The organism is Shewanella inventionis, assembly GCF_019931735.1.
In the GTDB taxonomy this organism is placed as follows: Bacteria; Pseudomonadota; Gammaproteobacteria; order Enterobacterales; family Shewanellaceae; genus Shewanella; species Shewanella inventionis.
The window spans coordinates 3,406,931-3,423,274 of sequence record NZ_CP082926.1 but is presented as its reverse complement, the minus strand read 5'-3'; the positions used below and the strand labels follow the sequence as shown (position 1 = coordinate 3,423,274).

General features: G+C 43.0%; 13 protein-coding genes. 5 read left to right on the top strand and 8 right to left on the bottom strand.

Annotation, left to right across the window (positions count from 1 at the left end):
- Window positions 1-160 precede the first annotated feature (160 nt).
- A complete protein-coding gene (locus K8B83_RS15240; RefSeq protein ID WP_188739913.1) occupies window positions 161-361 on the bottom strand; it encodes a hypothetical protein in 201 nt (66 codons plus the stop codon).
- Window positions 362-575: 214 nt separating this feature from the next.
- Window positions 576-1,253, bottom strand: coding sequence for a glutathione S-transferase (locus tag K8B83_RS15235; RefSeq protein ID WP_223417925.1), 678 nt, complete (start codon window positions 1,251-1,253; stop codon window positions 576-578).
- 229 nt (window positions 1,254-1,482) lie between these two features.
- Here K8B83_RS15235 and trhO point away from each other — a divergent pair, with 229 nt between their 5' ends.
- Complete coding sequence (gene trhO, locus K8B83_RS15230) at window positions 1,483-2,496, top strand: oxygen-dependent tRNA uridine(34) hydroxylase TrhO (protein WP_188739915.1); 1,014 nt, start codon at window positions 1,483-1,485, stop codon at window positions 2,494-2,496.
- 59 nt (window positions 2,497-2,555) lie between these two features.
- On the opposite strand, the gene K8B83_RS15225 is transcribed toward trhO, so the two are convergent.
- The gene (locus K8B83_RS15225) at window positions 2,556-4,043 is read right to left on the bottom strand and encodes a Ppx/GppA phosphatase family protein (RefSeq protein WP_223417923.1); all 1,488 of its coding nucleotides are present in this window, start codon (window positions 4,041-4,043) and stop codon (window positions 2,556-2,558) included.
- Window positions 4,044-4,049: 6 nt separating this feature from the next.
- Window positions 4,050-6,200, bottom strand: coding sequence for a polyphosphate kinase 1 (gene ppk1 / locus K8B83_RS15220; RefSeq protein WP_223417921.1), 2,151 nt, complete (start codon window positions 6,198-6,200; stop codon window positions 4,050-4,052).
- A 234-nt stretch (window positions 6,201-6,434) separates the two neighbouring features.
- Here ppk1 and yegD point away from each other — a divergent pair, with 234 nt between their 5' ends.
- Window positions 6,435-7,841, top strand: coding sequence for a molecular chaperone (gene yegD, locus K8B83_RS15215; RefSeq protein ID WP_223417919.1), 1,407 nt, complete (start codon window positions 6,435-6,437; stop codon window positions 7,839-7,841).
- Between the two features lie 15 nt (window positions 7,842-7,856).
- The gene (locus K8B83_RS15210) at window positions 7,857-8,369 is read left to right on the top strand and encodes a CreA family protein (protein WP_223417917.1); all 513 of its coding nucleotides are present in this window, start codon (window positions 7,857-7,859) and stop codon (window positions 8,367-8,369) included.
- A gap of 58 nt (window positions 8,370-8,427) precedes the next feature.
- Here the strand turns inward: K8B83_RS15210 and K8B83_RS15205 are convergent, their stop codons facing one another.
- The 4 genes from K8B83_RS15205 to pdsR all read right to left on the bottom strand — a co-directional run bounded on the left by K8B83_RS15205 (window position 8,428) and on the right by pdsR (window position 13,092).
- Complete coding sequence (locus K8B83_RS15205; protein WP_223417915.1) at window positions 8,428-8,853, bottom strand: hypothetical protein; 426 nt, start codon at window positions 8,851-8,853, stop codon at window positions 8,428-8,430.
- A 30-nt stretch (window positions 8,854-8,883) separates the two neighbouring features.
- Window positions 8,884-10,074 (bottom strand): cystathionine beta-lyase, encoded by a 1,191-nt coding sequence (locus tag K8B83_RS15200; RefSeq protein WP_223417913.1) that lies wholly within the window; start codon window positions 10,072-10,074, stop codon window positions 8,884-8,886.
- 153 nt (window positions 10,075-10,227) lie between these two features.
- A complete protein-coding gene (gene pdsS / locus K8B83_RS15195) occupies window positions 10,228-12,399 on the bottom strand; it encodes a proteobacterial dedicated sortase system histidine kinase (RefSeq protein ID WP_223417911.1) in 2,172 nt (723 codons plus the stop codon).
- Window positions 12,400-12,402: 3 nt separating this feature from the next.
- A complete protein-coding gene (pdsR, locus tag K8B83_RS15190; protein ID WP_188740742.1) occupies window positions 12,403-13,092 on the bottom strand; it encodes a proteobacterial dedicated sortase system response regulator in 690 nt (229 codons plus the stop codon).
- A 237-nt stretch (window positions 13,093-13,329) separates the two neighbouring features.
- Here pdsR and pdsO point away from each other — a divergent pair, with 237 nt between their 5' ends.
- Both pdsO and K8B83_RS15180 read left to right on the top strand, forming a co-directional pair.
- Window positions 13,330-14,091 carry a sortase-associated OmpA-like protein PdsO gene (gene pdsO, locus K8B83_RS15185; RefSeq protein WP_223417909.1) on the top strand — a complete coding sequence of 254 codons (762 nt, stop codon included), beginning with the start codon at window positions 13,330-13,332 and terminating at the stop codon, window positions 14,089-14,091.
- An 83-nt stretch (window positions 14,092-14,174) separates the two neighbouring features.
- Window positions 14,175-16,334: a marine proteobacterial sortase target protein gene (locus tag K8B83_RS15180; RefSeq protein WP_223417907.1), complete on the top strand. Its 2,160-nt coding sequence runs from the start codon at window positions 14,175-14,177 to the stop codon at window positions 16,332-16,334.
- Window positions 16,335-16,344: the final 10 nt, after the last annotated feature.

Here is a 16,344-nt window from a genome sequence, read left to right as displayed (position 1 = left end):
AGCCCAACGGATCTTGTACCAACATGTTCTACAAAGTTGGGTTTTCAAGTGTAGTGCGAACACAATGGATACGCTCGCCTGTTTATACCGTAAAGCCTTTTTAACCAAAGAGTTAACAATATATAGCCATTGGTATTACACCTAAACGTGTTGTCGCAATCTATTCGTAAAACTCAAGTGGAATAAGGTTTTGGTAGACGTAATACCCTAATGGACCCATTAACAAACTGAGCATTGCCCACACGATACGCTGGGCGTTTTTGATATGTGCTTTCGAGGTAAATGCCCGATAGCAAAAATGAATGTGTAAAATCAATAATGCAATAAGCATGAAGACTAACGTAATATCCATATTGTTCATGTCATGTTCCTTTGCATTCCAGCAATGACGATAATTAAGTGTAAGCCTAAATTTAACTTTTGCAGAAAAAACAACCAAAACTGCGTGTTTTTAGCTGTTATTTACATTTGACTGATAATTTACTGTAAAATTAAACAGAATAATAGTCAGTAACCTACTAAATATTCATAAAATTTTCATTTTTACACAAAGGTATGACATTTACTTATTGTTGCTATGCTTGCTTGAGCTTCATTATGTTTCGCTGTGGCAACCAAAGAGGTGTCTTTTGCATCACAGCTAAAAATAGAGGGCTGTTGACTAATTGACTTAACCACTGGCTTAGCTTTGGGTACGGTTTTGTTGCAAACCACTGCGGTTCTACATTGGCAAATTGGCGAATAAACGGAAAAATCGCAAAGTCAGCTAATGTTGGGCTATCTGCGCATAGGTACGCCTGTTGAGCTAATTTTTCTTCTAATAACTGCAAAAACAGTTCTGCCTGTTGTCTGTACCATGTCTGGCTTTGCTCGGGAAATCTGTCTGCATATTTATACTTGTCTAACCAGGGTTTAAAGTCGTTATCATTAGCATTTATCAGCTCATTGGTTTGTGGAGTTGATATGTTGTTAAGTAAGGTTTGATAGGTATTTGGGCTTAACCAAGGGGAGGTTAGATCGGGATGTTGTGTTAGCGCAAACTGCATAATTTCAATGCTCTGAGCTATTACACTGCCATCTGCCGTGATTAAAACCGGTACGGTCCCTTTTGCTGACACAGCAAGCATTTCATCAGGTTTATTTTTGAGTTCTATTTCACGAATGTATGGGTTAAGTGTGCTTAAATGCAGTGCAATGCGAGCACGCATGGCATAGGGACATCGACGAAAAGAATACAAAATTGCAGAATTCATAAAATACACTTATTTAGGGAACGAAAATCTTAGCTTATGCCAACATTTGCAAGGTGAATTAACCATTAGCGGAGATAGTGTAAAGCTAATTTGAATACAGATCGAATTTGTGGGTGTGTTTCAATTGTGATTTAGGTATACTTTCGGCCGTTTTTTTGACTTAGCGCATGGTGCGCCGGGTTTATTTATGCACTGGAAATTAAGTTCCAGCCAGCGGAGTTGTAATTGTATGCAAGACATTAATGTAGACCAAACATCCCCTGTTCAAGTTGTTGTGTGTGCCCTTTATAAGTTTGTTGCCTTGCCCAATTTTGAGTCAATTCGTCAGCCGTTATTGTCGGTAATGGAACAAAACGAAGTGAAAGGCACATTGTTGCTTGCTCAAGAAGGCATTAACGGCACGGTTGCTAGCACGCAGCAGGGTATTGATAACTTACTCGCTTGGTTAGACAGCCAACCAGGTCTAGATAACATTGTAACCAAGTTGTCTTTTGATGATGAAATGCCATTTTATCGCACCAAAGTGAAGCTTAAAAAAGAAATTGTGACCATGGGCGTTGAAGGCATTGACCCACGTAAAGTGGTGGGTACTTATGTTAAGCCTAAAGACTGGAACGCGCTGATTTCTGATCCCGATGTGGTCTTGGTTGATACCCGTAATGATTACGAAGTGAAAATAGGTACCTTTAAAAATGCGGTTAACCCAGTAACAGAAACCTTTCGTGAGTTTCCTGAATACGTAAAACAAAACCTAGATCCTGCTAAACATAAAAAAGTGGCAATGTTTTGTACCGGTGGTATTCGCTGCGAAAAATCGACCGCATATTTAAAAGAGCAGGGCTTTGATGAGGTTTACCACCTTGAAGGCGGCATTTTAAAATACCTTGAAGAAGTTGACCAAGAGCAAAGCATGTGGGAAGGCGAGTGTTTTGTGTTTGATAATCGCGTTGCCGTTAACCACAGCCTAGAGAAAGGTCAATATGACCAATGTAATGCATGTCGTATGCCGATCACCGAAGCTGAAAAACAATCTGAGGCTTATGTACAAGGTGTGAGTTGCCCGCATTGTATTGATAAAATCCCTGAAGAGCAGCGCCAACGTTTTATTGAGCGTGAGCGCCAGGTGCAATTAGCTAAGCAACGCGGTGAAGCGCACATAGGCAGTGACGTTAACCAAGTGATTGCCGCACGTCGCCAACAAAAAGAAGCGCAGCGTAAAGCACAAGAAGAAATGAAAAAGTAAGTAGACTATCTATTAACTGCTGATGTTTGCAGCCCAGTAAAGCTGGGCTGCATAACAGATTAAAAACGTAAACTTATCCCTAGCAACGCCAGTTTTTTCTGCTCTTGAGCTAAATCTCTGCAAAGTAAATCATTTTGTAAACGTTGACCCTCTATTAACGATAATGTCACGGTTTGTTCATCAACGGTTATGCTAACCGGTTCGATACTGTTGCTTATCCGCCCCAGGTTCATGACCATTGCCAGTCTAAAAATAACCAATAATCGAATCAATATGATCTGTTCGTCGTCATCCAGTTCGCTAATGGCCTCGACATCTATGCGCTTACGTTGATTGGCTACGAGCAAGGCGAGTAGGTGCTGTTGTAATTGATTAAACCCAGGCAAGTCACTGTTTTGAATTATGTAGCCACCGTGCCGTTGATGAGCACGTGAATTGATTTGAATACCTATTTCATGCAGCATGGCGGCATCGTGAAGCAGCCATTGGTACTCACTAATGTGCCATTGCGAGGCCACTTGCGAAAATAAATGGTCGATAGTTGCTGTTACATTTGCAGCTTGATCCGGGTCGATATGATAAAGCTGCGCCAGGCTACTCACTGTACGTTGTTTGACGCCCTCAAGCTGCTCAATTTGTGCCAGCTCATATAACACTCCCTCACGTAATGCCCCTTGTGCTACTTGCATTTCATTGATAGATAAGCGTTTAAAAAAACTGATTAAAATACTGAGTCCAGGAGCCAATAGGGGAATTCGTTTTGGGTCGAGGTTGTCTAGCTTAATGTTGTCAATGTGGCCAACACCAATAAGATACTGCTTTAAGGATTTTAAATTTTCTAAGGTTAAACTTTGCTGGGGATCGGTTATGCATTGCAAGGCTTCTGATATGGCTTTAACTGTACCAGAGCTGCCTAATACCAGTGGCCATGACGATTTAAAGTACGCATTACTGAGTTGTGAAAATTGTTTGTCAGCAGCACTTTGCGCAGCCTTAAAGTGGTGTTTAGTCAGTGCGCCATCATGAAAGAAGCGCTGCTGATAACTAACACAACCACATTTTAAACTGGCTAAATGAGAGGTTGAAGAAGCTTTACCCACAATGACTTCGGTTGAGCCACCTCCAATATCAATCACCAGGTTTTGCTCCGCTAACGTTTGGCTGTGCATAATGCCATGGTAAATTAATCGTGCTTCTTCGTGGCCAGAAACGATTTCTATTGGATAAGGAATGATTTTCAACGCAGCTTTAATAAATTGATGACAATTAGTCGCAACCCGCAACGTGTGGGTGGCAACCAATCGTACCCGAGTTTGTTCTAAATCTGAAAAACGCTGATTAAATTCTGTTAAACAGGCCAGACCACGAGCGATGGCGTCTTCGTCTAGGGTGCCGTCGGGTTGCAGGCCTTTTGCCAGTTGTACTTGACGTTTTTCTTTATGCAGTATTTGAATGCTGCCATGTTGCTCACGAGCAATAACTAAATGAAAGCTATTTGACCCCATGTCAATGGCGACAAAATGTAATGAGTGTTCAGTAGATGACACGTGATATTAAGCCTTTTTTTGTTGTGGTTGCTCAAGCCAATCTGTTGCGACTTCTGCTGTGTTATCAGCGCTTGCATCGATCATTCTTTGAGCCTGCTTTGATTCATATTGGGATAAATAATGATGAATAGCAATCTGACTGCGTACTTTTCGTTTATTGCCTCTGGCTTTATAGAGGTTTTGTTGTAAAGGGTCAATTATGCGAGCTTTGGTATTATCACTCAGTTGGATGTTCAAAATATCGGTGATCATTTTTTTCAGCTCACTATCATAAACTGGCGTACAGACTTCAATACGTTCATCTAAATTTCGTGACATCCAATCAGATGAGCCAATATAGATTTTGTCGGCGCCATTAGCGTAAAACTGCATTACTCGAGAGTGCTCTAAAAAACGGTCTACAATACTGAGCACTTCAATGTTATCGCTCATGCCTTTTACCTGTGGTAATAAGCTGCACATGCCGCGGATTAGCAATTTAATTTTTACGCCCGCCTGTGATGCTTCATAGAGCTTGTTAACCATAATATCATCAACAAGATTGTTAATTTTAAGGGTAATGGCTGCAGGCTTTTTTTGCTTGGCGGCAATGATTTCATCATCGATAAGCGCTAACCAACGTTGGCGGGAATTAAAAGGCGAAACAATAAGGTGTTCAAAGTTGTCTTTGTGGTAAGGGCGCTTTAATAGTTCAAATACTTGTTTAACTTCTTGGGTGATGTTTTGGTCGGCAGTAAACAATGAAAAGTCGGTATAAAAGCGTGCGGTACCTTCATTAAAATTCCCTGAGCCGATATGCGCATACAATACTGTTTCATTGCCTTCTTTGCGGCTAATGAGGCAGAGCTTGGAGTGGACTTTTAAGCTAGGAATACCATGATGCACTTTTACGCCCGCCTCGGTTAAGCGTACGGTCCAGTCGATATTTGATTGCTCGTCAAAGCGCGCAAGCAGTTCAATAACGGCGGTGACTCGTTTACCGTTTTTAACTGCATCGATTAACGATTGCATAATGTGACTATTTTTAGCCACGCGGTATAAATTGATTTTTATCGCTGTAACCGCTGGGTCGTATGCCGCTTGACGGACTAACTCGGTAAAATGAGAAAACTTATGGTATGGATAATTTAATAAAATATCGTGCTGACGGATGGCTTCAAAGTTGTTGGCGCAAGCGTTAAATTTCACACTACTTAATGCGGGTATTTTATCGTTTAACAGCTTTTTACGCCCAAGATTAGGGAAATTAATAAAGTCTTTAAAGCTATGATAACGCCCACCCGGAATAAGACATTCTGTTGAGCTAATGTTTAATTGCTTTTTTAATGTGTTGAGCATGTGCTCTGGCATTTCACGGTCAAACACCAACCTAACAGGCTGTGCTCGTAAACGCTTTTTAAGGCCGTTAGACATTTGTTCTAGCTGGGTTTTGTCTAGCTCAACAGCTATATCAAACTCCGCATCTCGAGTCATTTTCATTGAAAACACTTCGATATGATCATATTCAAAAAACGGTTTAAACAACTGGTCGATACAATGTCTGATGATATTGTCTAGCAATATAAGATGTTTAACCTTGGTTTTGTGTTGCGACGGAAGCTCAATAAAGCGGGGCAGGTTTGCTGTGGGCACTTCGACAAAGGCATATTGCTTCTCGTCTCCTTGATGCAAACAGACACATAAATACGTGGCATCGTCGTTGATGTTTTTAACCAATTCACTGTGTTTGGTCAGAACAAATGGGGCAATGTGGCGCATTAGGTTGTCATTAAAATATTTATGTAACCATTGACTCTGAAACTCATTGAGCTGCAATTCATTGATTAAGAAAATATTAAAGCGCACGAGTTCTTTAATGAGTTCGAGGTAAATTGAATCAAATCGCTCCTGCAAATCAATGACTTTTTGCTGAATTTGTTTCAATAATTCACGGCTAGAACAAGGTGAGTCTGACAAGCTCGATAATAGAATTGCTCGACGCACTGAGGCTACACGGACTTTAAAAAACTCGTCCATATTGCTAGAAAAAATCCCTAAAAACCTTACTCTCTCAATTAACGGCACCTGTTTGTCATAGGCTTCTTGCAGTACTCGCTCATTAAAAGAAAGCCACGACAATTCTTTATCAATAAATTGCTCACTAATAGCAGATGACATTGCTGATCCTATCAACGAATTAGGCTGTGATAATTCCTTCACACCCAGTATATGCTTTATCTCGTTAGAGATAATTTAAGTTACCGAACATATTATGTGATTTTTATGACAGATTTATTTCTTGCACTTGCCCAAAGCGGCAATAAAACCCGTATATAGTATAAATGGTTTAGCAAGCGCCATAAGTGTGTTATTTTGAGCGCTTTTTTCGATTAGACGACTGAAGGTAAGCCAATGTTTGTTGGATTTGATTATGGCAGTGCCAATTGTGCAATAGGAGTGATGATTAATGACGCAGTAACCTTACTGCCATTATCTAATCATTCAGATTTTATGCCTTCAACCTTATATGCCATGGACCGAGAGCTTATTGCTGAAGCGGTATATCAAGGTTTACCTGAGCCTTTAAAAGCTCAATATTCTCATATTCGTAGTTCGCAGTTAATGCGCGCTAAGCAAATGCGCCATGAACTCGATTTGCTGCCCAATGAGCAAGCGGTATTTGTGGGGCAAGCCGCTATTGACGCATACCTTGAAATGCCAGAAGAAGGTTTTTATGTCCGTTCGCCAAAATCATTTTTAGGCGCCAACGGCCTGCGTCCCGATCAGATAGGCTTGTTTGAAGACATCGTCACTTTAATGATGCAACACGTGAAAAACCTTGCCGATAAAGCCCTGCAACAAAAATCATTGCCTGCATCGACTCATGCTGTAATTGGCCGACCGGTTAACTTTCAAGGCATTGGTGGTGAAGACAGTAACCAGCAAGCTGAAGCTATTTTACGTCTTGCGGCATCGCGAGCAGGGTTTACTGAAGTGACATTTCTATTTGAGCCATTAGCGGCAGGAATGGATTTTGAGTCAACCCTGGACAGTGACAACACGGTATTGGTGGTCGATGTCGGCGGTGGTACAACAGATTGCTCTGTCGTGAAAATGGGGCCTTCGCACTGTAATAATCACGATCGCAAACAAGATTGTTTGGGTCACTCTGGGCAGCGTATTGGCGGTAATGATTTAGATATTGCCTTGGCGATGACAGGCTTAATGCCGAGTTTTGGTTCTGATACCGTAATGACTAACGGTAAACCTATGCCAAGAGCACCTTTTTGGAATGCGGTGTCGGTGAACGACATTAGTGCCCAGCGCGATTTTGTTAGTTTAGCGTCACGTAAATTAGTTGAGCAGTTGATAAAAGAGGCGGAACACCCACAACTACTTAAACGCTTACAAATAGTGCAAAAAAACCAAATGAGTTATCAAGTGGTACGTCAAGCTGAAATGGCAAAAATCAGTTTGTCTGATGTCGACAGCACCTCGTGTTCGCTTGATTTTATTGAAAAAGACTTGTTTATCACTCTTACTGCGGTTCAGTTTGAACAAGCCATCAGTGACCCACTTGCCAAAGTTGAAGCCTTAATGAAACAAGCGATGCAAACGGCAACAGCTCAAGCACAACAACAAGATTGCGCTTTGCCAAGCAGCCCTGATATTGTTTATGTTACGGGTGGTACAGCGCGTAGCCCGGCGATATATCAAAAAATAGCCAGTGTTTATCCTGCTGCAAAAGTGGTGGTTGGTGATCACTTTAGTTCGGTAACGGCAGGGTTAACCCGTTGTGCCCAACATGCTTTTAACTAAAAAAGAGTCAATAATATGCACAGTCAATTAAGCTTTAAGTTTGCAAATAATGCGTCTAAAACGGCATCACTGTTATTAGCCACATTGCTAGGCAGTGTAGTACTGAGTGGCTGTAGTGATGATGTAGGCAAAGTCAGTTTAGGACTGTTTACCACCAAAGATGTGATTATTGACGCAAAACACGATCCTAAAATACCTGGGGTGACTTGTCATATTAGTCGTATTGAGGCCAATTTAGATTTAGCTGATCCATCTGACATGAGCATCAGTTGCCGTCAAACCGGTCCGATTAGTCAGGCCGAGCTCGCCCAAATTGACATGGGTAAAAACGGCGAAGTGGTGTTTAAAGAATCTTTAAGTATTTTGTTTAAAAGCTTAAAAGTACGTCGTATTTTTGATGCTGAAAATCAAACCTTGTTGTATTTATCGTATTCAACCAAAGAAACCAACGGCAGCCATAAACATGCATTATCAACGGTGCCTTTATACGGTACAGATGCATGGCAAAAGCCATTAACCACAAAATAAACGCATAATAAAAAAGGCAATCAAAATAGATTGCCTTTTTTATTGATGAGCGGGCATGTTAAATGCGTGACGCTCTTTTTAATATCAATAACCACAATACGGGTAGTACGGTGATATAGAAAAACATCACAGTAGCGCCGATATCGCCCGACAATAAAGTGCTAAAAATAAACCTGACAATGCCCATCGGATCCCACGGCATGTAATGCAGATTACCGTGTAATAACATGGTTGCTAAAACAACCACTGTTATTGCTAACCATTGTTTGCTTGGCTCATAGCTTTTAATCACAAATGCCGGAATAAACGCCACTAAACCTATCCCGACAAAGTGTTGAGCTAAATGGGTGATGGTAGGATAGCCACTTAGGTTAAACCACCAAAATACATTACCCGCAGCAGACTGTCCTATCGCTGCGATGCTTAACGCGAAATAAGTCACCCCAATACATAAGCTGAGTATGATTAATCTGATAAAGTTCATTTGTGTCCTTTTAAATGATTGATAAAAAGCTTACTTGTTTACCACGGCATTGTAGCGTTCAAAAGCCGCGTCTAGATCGGCAATTAAGTCATCGGTATCTTCTAAGCCGATGTGCAATCTAATCAGTGGTTTACTGCTATCCCATTGGGTGGCGGTGCGGATATTATTAATACCAAATACGCCTAAGATCAAGCTTTCAAAGCCGCCCCATGAAAAGCCCATTTTAAAGTGTGCCATGTTTTCAACAAATGCAGTAACAGATGCTAAGTCACCTTGCTTTAATACAAATGAAAACAGGCCATTACCACTGCTAAAGTCGCGTTTAAAGAACTCGTGGCCAGGGCAGGTTTCAAACGCAGGATGGCGCACATGGTCGACTTCTGGGCGGCTTGCTAACCAGTTTGCCACTTTAAGGGCATTTTTATTATGTTGCGCCATACGCACACCTAAAGTGCGTAAACCTCGGGCTGCTAAATACACATCGTCTGGTGAGGTGGTTTGCCCCATTAAATAACTGTTTTCGCGCAGTTGCTCCCAACATTTTTCATTGGCGGTTGCGGTGCCCATCATCACGTCAGAGTGGCCGACAATGTACTTGGTGGCCGCCTGAATCGATACATCGACTCCCATATCAAATGGGCGCGAGTTAATCGGTGATGCCCAGGTATTATCGAGCATAACAATCATGTCGTGTTCGTGTGCGATACGGCTTAATGTTGGTACGTCTTGCACTTCCATGGTGATGGAACCAGGGGATTCTAAAAACAGCACCTTGGTATTGGGGCGAATCAGTTCTCGAATGCCTTCGCCAATCATTGGGTCGTAGTAGGTGGTTTCGATGCCAAATCCTGCAAGCATTTTATTGCATAGATCGCGCGTGGGTTCATAAGCCGTGTCGACCATGAGCAAATGATCGCCACTTTTTAAAAACGATAATAATGCACTGCTAATCGCGCCAGCTCCTGATGGGTATAATGCGGTGCCCACGCCACCTTCTAATTCGCTAATGGCTTGTTGAAATGAAAAGTGGGTTGGGGTGCCACGGCGGCCATAAAACATCTCACCATTGGTTTTGTTTTTAGTGGCAAAACGCATATCGTCCATGGTGTCAAACACCACGGTTGAGGCCCTAAATACGGGTGGGTTAATAATGCCTTTGGTGAATTTTTTCTCGCGACCGACACTGACAATTTGAGTGGCTAATTTGTCGTTTTTGCTCATGTTGATTTTTCCAGTTAGGGGCAGTGTTCATACTATTAATATAAGCGCTTACTAACACTATGACGAAATGCGCTGCAATGATCAGTAATGTTCGTTGTTGTGCCATCCTAGCACCAAGTGGTTTAAATAAAAGCGCCTAATTGACAAGCTTGACTATTTTTCATCACTTAACGGTAAGCTCAAGCAGATTTCAACGCCGCTCATGTTGTTTTCGGTGATGTTACTGGCTTTAATGCTGCCGTGGTGAAAGTCTGTGACTAAGCGAGCAATATATAACCCTAGGCCTAAATGGGGTTTGCCATTAACCCCTTGTGGGCGAATAGACACCATAGATTCAAAAATTTGGCTGTCCATGTCTTTAGGCAATAAGGGCCCAATATTGCTGACTTTAAGTATTGCTTGTTTGTTAAACTGCGTCAGGCTGACGGTAACAGCGGTGTCTTTTTCACTAAACTCAATGGCGTTGTTGATCAGTTTATCCATTAACTGTGCTATGTATTCCGGTACGCCCTGGCATTGCATGGCTTTGTCTTCTATATGCACGTTAAAAGCCTGTTCGGGGAAGGTAATTTGATAACCTTGCATGCAGCCGCTAATCACTTTTTTAAGCGAAAAACGACAACTTTCTGCCTGGGTTAAACTGGCTTCTAATCGTGTTGCCTCGCTTAAATTGTTTAAGATTAAGTGGAGGCGATTCACCCCTTCCTGGGCGCGATTCACGTATTTTTGTGATGGTTCATCAAGTTGTTGTAAACCTAAATGTTCAAGCGAGCTACGCACTACCGCGACAGGGGTACGTAACTCGTGCGACAAGCGCGACGACATGTTTTCAAGGTAATGGGTATATTGACCTAAGCGGCTGACAATACTTGAAAAACTTCGTGATAAGTCGCCAATTTCATCAGGGTTTTTAGAGGCCACAATTTGCTGGCGCACACGGCCCTGGCTGTCGATGGCTAGCTCTGCCTGATCGCGTAAACTGCGTATACGGCTCGAGATGCTCGAGGCAAAGATAAACAGCGCCAGTGTGCCCATACTCATAATGGTTAAAATGACGTTGAAGAGTTTTTCAAGCGCGCGGTTTCGTAAACTGCGAATGCCATGAGTGGTTTCTTCGGCAATCACTACCCCCATCACTTTATCGTCAATCCAAATGGGGCTGGCTGCGGCTAAAACTACCGCTTTGTTGTCTGGGGTTAAGCGCCATGTTGAGCCTTGTTTACCTTCTAAGGCTTTTTCAATGTGGCTACCGGTCAGCTCGGTTGAGTCTTGCAGTGAATCGATAAAATCTTGCGGTGGCCGGGTGAGTATTTTGTAGTACAAGGGCAATATGTAGTTTTGCTTCACGCCTTGCCAAAAGGTATTGGGCTGGTTCACGTCTAAATCATCTGCCCAGGTGTTAGATGAGGTGCGAATATCGCCCGATTTTGCTAATACACGACCGTGATTATCGACCACCCAAATACGTGAGCTGTTGTGGCTCATGCCTTTGATAATGCTTTCGATTTCAGGCGAGGGCACTAATACCGTGCCTAAACTGGCGACAGAGTCAGTTGCAGAAGTGCCTATCACGTTAACCAGTTGGCGGTTATTGACATCATTGATGTTATGAATAGCAAAACCGAGCTTGCTGCCTACCATGGTCAGCGGCAACCTAAATTCAATATTATAGCCTTGCTCTGTTTGTAGCCATTGCCCCTGAATGCGCGATTCTGGCTCTACTGGGGTTGATTGCGTGGGATCGGCAGGCAATTCAAATGCACTTAACCAACCGCTTTTGGTATTGGCAATTATGTAGCGTCTAAATTGACCATCTGGCGACTGGGTTGCCATCACTAAATGATCGTTTCTGTCGACGCGCAGACTTTTACGGCTCCGAAAGACCACGTGTGGATCGTTTACTTGAAAATAGCCATACAAATAGCCGCCGTATTTTCCCACCATGTGAGTAAAACTGATGTTGGTGGGTTCTGACTCATTGTGGTTATAAATAAGGTGGCCATCTGCATAATTTAATGCGCGGTGTTGGTATAAATCCCAGTCTGCTAACTTACCGTCTAACTGAATTGGGCCAGCTATGGGGTAGGCGTATAAGTCGCGACCTTTTTCAACCTGATTTAAAAAGCTGGCCTGATTATCAAACAGTTTTGGCCGTTCGTGCAGCGCGGTTGCAAGTGCTTGTGTGGTGCCTTCTAGGGTTTTTTCTTGACCGTGACGCAGGTACTTTTCCATCTCCCAGACGTATTCATACCCAAGCCAGGGCAGGCAGAGTAAAAAGAGTGACAAGATAACGACTTTGGCGCGAAGCCCTAGCGGTAGATACATAAATTATATATTGTCCCAGCGATAGCCCATACCGTACACAGTGTCGATGCAATCAAATTCGTTATCGATAGCAATAAACTTTTTACGAATGCGTTTTACGTGGGAAGTAATGGTACTGTCGTCGACGTAGATTTTAGCCTCTTGCATTAAATCTTGGCGGCTGCGCACATGCCCTGGGTGTTTGGCCATGGCGTGGACCATCCAAAACTCGGTGACGGTGAGTTCAATAGGCTGGGTTTTCCAATACACCTGAATACGGTTGCCATCGATGGTTAAATGGCCGCGCTCGAGTAGGTTATCTTCAATGGGGCTTGAGCCAATTAGCTCTGAGCGGCGAAACAATGCGGCAATCCGGGCAAGTAAATGCGGAAAACTCACATCCTTGGTTAAATAATCATCGGCGCCTAAACGCAAGCCACACACAGTGTCAAAATCACTGTCACGAGCGGTTAAAAAGATTATTGGCAAACTGCTCGACATAGCGCGCAGAGCCTGACACAAGGTAAACCCACCATCAATTTCATGCTCAAGGCCAATATCAATAATGGCTAAATCGGGCAGGCGCGCATTAAACGCCAACATTGCAGTGGGGCGATTAGCATAGGCTTGTACACTGTAACCTTGTTGTTGCAGCACATCTTTGTAGTTTTCGCGGATAGCCGCTTCGTCTTCAACTATGGCAATTCGTTTCATGGCGTGACTTCATTTAGTAAGACATAAATAGATACATTGCTGACTATACAGGATTTTATCGTCCAAAAAAGCCATGAAACTCAATTGCCATTTTGTTGCCACATTTGATCGCCACATTGCCATTTTTGCTCCCCAATAAAGCCATTTATATTTTGTTTAATAGCGGCATAAAGTTATGAGGTTGCACGTTAACTCAATGACTTTCATTTTACACATCATTGCGAAAAGGGACTCATTATGAAAAAGCAACTTATTGCCGCCACTGTTATTAGCGCTATTTTATTTTCACACACCTCGTGGGCTGTTGTGGCAGAGCCTCAAAAGGCGCGAGAACACACAGAAGAATTAGTGGGTTTAAGCTCTGGAATATTACTTGGTGCCGTTATTGCTGGCCCTGTTGGCGCAATCATTGGGGCGTTCACTGGTACCATTATTGGTAAAACCGTGGGCGATGAAGCTGAAATTGCCGATAAAAATCAGCAGCTTGTGAAACAAGAGCACACATTGGTAGCGCAACAACAGCAACTTATAGCGATGGATCTGCAACAACAAGAGTTGGTGCAAGTATCTGAGAAGTATTATGAATTACAAACTAACCTCGCGGAGCTTAACGCAAACCAGCAACAAACCCTCAACGAACTCACCATTGGCATGAATGTGCAATTTAAAACCGGCTCAAGCCAGATAGAGCCTTTATTTAAGCAGCAGTTAGACAATGTGGCGTACATGATGACCTTATCGCCAGAATTAACCATTGATTTAACGGGCTATGCTGACCGCCGTGGTGATGACCAATATAACCAGGCGTTATCTGAGCAGCGATTGGCCGAAGTTATTCAGTACTTAGTTTTACAGGGGATTGACCGCCAACGCCTTCAAGGTAGAGCTTATGGTGCGACCTCACCATTACACACAGAGCAAAACATTGAGAATGACTTTTTCGACCGTCGAGTCACCCTGACGTTAATGTCCCCAGCGGCGCAACTGGCAGCAAACTAATCGATTGGTATTCATTTTATTATTAATGGTTTCCTTGTTACGCCAAGCCCCAGTGTATTGGCGTAACAAGACAGGGGGTTGCTATGTGGATTATTTTATACGTGTCGGGTTTAGCTGAACTGTTGAGTTATCGAAAGTGGTTTATCACAGTGTTGTTAGTGATATTCACTGCTACAGCACAAGCGTCACCATCAGCTATGACAGGCGATGACATTACTCAAGGTACTTTGGTGTATTTTGCTCAAGATCAAGTGATACAAGCTTTGGCTATGGATACCCAGGTGAGCATGGACGTGTCTGGCTTACTTAATCGTGTCACGGTTAAGCAGATATTTATTAATGACTCAGACCAGTGGCTTAATGGTCGTTATGTGTTTCCGTTACCTGAAAATGCCGCAGTAGATAGTATGCAGCTGCGTATAGGTGACAAGATTATTGCGGGGCAAATTCAGCCTAAAAAACAAGCGCTGCAGACATTTGAAACAGCGAAAAAACAAGGTAAACAGGCGAGTTTATTGCAGCAACAACGTCGCAATATTTTTACCTCAGAAGTAGCCAACTTAGGGCCACATGATCAGCTCGTGGTGGAGTTAAGTTACCAACAAACGGTTGGGTTTAAAGATGGTCTGTTTAGTCTGCGCTTTCCCATGGCCATTACGCCGCGTTATCACCCTGAGCAAAGCAGCGACAAAGATAAACAGGCGTTAACGATAGCGTATATTGACCCAAGCATTACTCCCAATCAACTGAGTGAAATCAGCAGTGCTCAGGGGATTAATGTCAGCATGCACGTCAATATTGATGCGGGCTTTGCCCTCAATTCACTTGACAGTTTATACCACCCCATTAAGCAAAGTGTGAACGGCCAGCGCTACACAGTAAGCTTTAACGGTAAACAAATTGCAGACCGCGACTTTGTATTGCAATGGCAGGCAGATGTAGGCGCATTGCCGCAAGCGGCGACTTTTTATCAAACCGGTAAAACCCATCGCGCTGAGGATAATTCAACTGACAATATAAGTTCGCCAATGATTGATCACAGTGTGTATTCATTGGTGATGTTAATGCCGCCCAGTGTTGAAATGAGCGAGCAGCATTTAATTGGCCGTGAATTGATTTTAGTGATTGATACCTCAGGCTCTATGTCGGGCCAATCGATTGTGCAAGCCAAGCAGGCATTACAATTTGCCATTGCTGGGCTGCGTGATATCGACACCTTTAATATTATTGAATTTAACCAACAAATAAGCATGTTATCGCCCGTGCCATTAACTGCCACTAGCCGTAATCTGGGCGTAGCGAACCGTTTTATTGCTTCACTTGAGGCGAATGGCGGCACTGAAATGGCGCCAGCGATTACCGCTGCATTGGTTGATACGCTTCAACCTGATGCGGTTAATGTGCGTGGTGAATCTATGTTACGCCAGGTGATTTTTATGACCGATGGCGCGGTAGGCAATGAGCAACAATTGTATCAGTTAATTAGCGATCAACTCGGTGATAGCCGTTTATTTACTGTGGGCATTGGTTCGGCGCCCAATTCAGACTTTATGCGCCGTGCAGCCACTATGGGCCGTGGCACTTTTACCTACATTGGCAAACAATCTGAGGTAAAAGATAAGGTTGAGCAACTGCTGACTAAAATAGAACAACCGGTACTGACCAATATTGGCTTGTATTATCTTGATGGCAGTGTGCCTGATTACTGGCCATCAACCATTAGCGATTTATATCAAAACGAGCCATTGTGGGTCAGTATTAAATCACCTAGCCAGTTGTTACAACCTATCATAGTGTCCGGCAATATTAATGGTCAATACTGGCAGCAACAACTTGATTTTACCGATAACCAACCCGCAAGAGGCATTGATTTGTTGTGGGCGAATGCGCAAATTACTGCACTTGAGTTATATAAAAATACCGCCAGTGGTCCAAGAGTCAATAAGCAGGTTGAAGCCTTAGGCATGCAGTATCACCTGGTTACCAGCCAAACCAGTTTAGTGGCGGTCGATGTGACGCCCGTAAACCAAATGAGTGAGAAAACCACTGATGCCAATGTGCAATCGCATTTACCTCATGGCTTGCAGGTGGGTAATCCGGCACACGTTTTACCACAAACAGCAACGTCAAGCCGCTTATGGTTATTGATTGGATTTAGCTTACTTGGCTTGGGCATTTTGCACTATTTGTGGTTACGTCAACGTTTACCTGGGCAGGTATTGGTGCTTAAAGCCGATGCCTAAGGAGTTAAGA

What these genes read in the sequence shown, in the direction of transcription:
- trhO (WP_188739915.1), top strand. Translation starts at nt 1,483, where the DNA reads ATGCAAGACATTAATGTAGACCAAACATCCCCTGTTCAAGTTGTTGTG.
- K8B83_RS15235 (WP_223417925.1), bottom strand. Translation starts at nt 1,253, where the DNA reads ATGAATTCTGCAATTTTGTATTCTTTTCGTCGATGTCCCTATGCCATG.
- ppk1 (WP_223417921.1), bottom strand. Translation starts at nt 6,200, where the DNA reads ATGTCATCTGCTATTAGTGAGCAATTTATTGATAAAGAATTGTCGTGG.
- K8B83_RS15210 (WP_223417917.1), top strand. Translation starts at nt 7,857, where the DNA reads ATGCACAGTCAATTAAGCTTTAAGTTTGCAAATAATGCGTCTAAAACG.
- pdsO (WP_223417909.1), top strand. Translation starts at nt 13,330, where the DNA reads ATGAAAAAGCAACTTATTGCCGCCACTGTTATTAGCGCTATTTTATTT.
- K8B83_RS15205 (WP_223417915.1), bottom strand. Translation starts at nt 8,853, where the DNA reads ATGAACTTTATCAGATTAATCATACTCAGCTTATGTATTGGGGTGACT.
- yegD (WP_223417919.1), top strand. Translation starts at nt 6,435, where the DNA reads ATGTTTGTTGGATTTGATTATGGCAGTGCCAATTGTGCAATAGGAGTG.
- pdsR (WP_188740742.1), bottom strand. Translation starts at nt 13,092, where the DNA reads ATGAAACGAATTGCCATAGTTGAAGACGAAGCGGCTATCCGCGAAAAC.
- K8B83_RS15200 (WP_223417913.1), bottom strand. Translation starts at nt 10,074, where the DNA reads ATGAGCAAAAACGACAAATTAGCCACTCAAATTGTCAGTGTCGGTCGC.
- K8B83_RS15180 (WP_223417907.1), top strand. Translation starts at nt 14,175, where the DNA reads ATGTGGATTATTTTATACGTGTCGGGTTTAGCTGAACTGTTGAGTTAT.
- K8B83_RS15240 (WP_188739913.1), bottom strand. Translation starts at nt 361, where the DNA reads ATGAACAATATGGATATTACGTTAGTCTTCATGCTTATTGCATTATTG.
- pdsS (WP_223417911.1), bottom strand. Translation starts at nt 12,399, where the DNA reads ATGTATCTACCGCTAGGGCTTCGCGCCAAAGTCGTTATCTTGTCACTC.